Annotated in this window: 2 protein-coding genes; both read left to right on the forward strand. The window is 67.7% G+C overall.

Translation table 11 applies throughout. From position 1 onward, the window contains the following. Positions 1–921: type II secretion system protein GspD (locus AC1DYI_RS34110; RefSeq protein ID WP_477208537.1), on the forward strand; the 921-nt coding region annotated here is incomplete at its 5' end. Positions 922–943: 22 nt separating this feature from the next. Further along, the coding region (locus AC1DYI_RS34115) for a GspE/PulE family protein (protein ID WP_477208538.1) at positions 944–1,943 on the forward strand (1,000 nt) is incomplete at its 3' end.

A 1,943-nucleotide genomic window follows, 5' to 3' on the forward strand; every position in this document is an offset into this window, starting at 1 on the left:
GTCTTGCTGTCGAAAGACGCGCAGGCCGGCATCAACTGGGGTGGCTTCGGCCGCATTCTGGGCGACAAGCTGGCCGGCTCGTTCGGCATCGTGGGCGCAGGCACCGTGCTGGGCACCACCGGCGCGATCGGCAACGCCGATGTCGCCAGCACGCCCGCCAGCAACATCTCGACCGCAGTCACTGGCCGGGGCTTCTATGGCCTGGCTCTGCAATCACCCAACTTCTCGGCGCTGATCAACTTCCTGCAAACGCAGGGCGACGTGTCGGTGCTGTCCAGCCCGCGCATCGCGACCTTGAACAACCAGAAGGCCGTGCTGAAGGTCGGTAGCGACGAGATGTTCGTCACTGGCGTGTCGAGCAGCACCACCACCAGCGGCAACAGCGCGGTCTCGTCGCCGACGTTGACGCTGACGCCCTTCTTCTCCGGCATCGTGCTGGATGTGACGCCACAGATCGACAGCGAAGGCGTCGTGATGCTGCACGTGCACCCGGCCATCAGCAACGTGACCGAAAAGGTCAAGGCCATCGACCTCGGCTCGCTCGGCAACTACCGCCTGCCGCTGGCCGCCAGCACGGTCAACGAAAGCGACAGCATCGTGCGCATCGGCGACGGCCAGATCGTCGCGATCGGCGGCCTGATGGTGCAGACCGCCAACGACACCCGCAGCGGCGTGCCCGGCCTGTCCGAAGCGCCGCTGGTTGGCGGCCTGTTCCGCCAGACCAGCACGCTCAACTCCAAGCGCGAGCTGGTGATCCTGATCAAGCCGACTGTTATTCAAGGCGACGGTGCCAATTGGCCCGATGCGCCGACCGCCCAGATGGGTGCCGGCACGCCGACTGCCCGCATCGACTCCAGCGCCACGAGCCGGGTGTCGATCCCCGGTTCGGGCCTGAAGCTCGACAGCACGCTGACCCGCTGACCATCCCCGAGACGCGACACCGATGGCCCGCCCCGAACGCATCCGACTTGGCGACCTGCTGATCCAGGAACAGCTGATCTCGCAAGAGCAGCTGATGACGGCACTCGCCGAACAGAAGCAGTCCGGCCGCAAGCTGGGCCGCATCTTCATCGACTCGGGCTTCGTCACCGAAGTCCAGATCGCCAAGGCCGTGGCGCGCCAGTTGCGCGCCCCGTTCGTCGAGCTGACCGGCCGCATGATCCGGCCCGAGATCGCCCGCCTGCTGCCCGAAGGCCAGGCCCGGCGCATGCGCGCGCTGCCGCTGGAAGAAACTCCGGCCGGCTTGCGCGTGGCGATGGCCGACCCGACCGACATGGCGGCCTGGGACGAACTGAACCGCCTGCTCAAGCGCGAGATCGACCTCGCGGTGGCCGCCGAGAGCCAGCTGCTCGCGGCGCTGGACCGCAGCTACCACAGCACCGAAGAAATCGCCGGCCACGCCCAGGCCCTGCAGGCCGACCTGGCCAACGTGACGCAGGAGTTCGGCGACCTGCTGGGTCTGTCGACCGCGACCACCGAAGACGCACCGGTCGTGAAGCTGCTGCACTCGGTGTTCGAAGAGGCGCTGCGTGTGCGCGCCTCGGACATCCACATCGAGCCGCAGGAGCGCACGCTGCGCATCCGCTTCCGTATCGACGGCGTGCTGCATGTGCAGACCGAAGCCGACCCGAAGATCGCCACCGCCGTAGCGCTGCGCCTGAAGCTGATGTCGGGCCTGGACATTTCCGAGAAGCGCCTGCCGCAGGACGGCCGCTTCAACGTCAAGCTGCGCAACGGCTCGGTCGACGTGCGGATCTCGACCATGCCGACGCAGTACGGCGAATCGGTCGTGATGCGACTGCTCAGCCAGAGCGGTGGCCTGCTKTCGCTCGACAAGGTCAACCTGCCGCCGGCCGTCAATGCGGCCCTGCGCCGCGCGATCGCCCGCCCCAGCGGCATGGTGCTGGTCACCGGCCCGACCGGCTCGGGCAAGACCACCACGC

This window comes from Ideonella sp. P3_A4 (genome assembly GCF_056403075.1).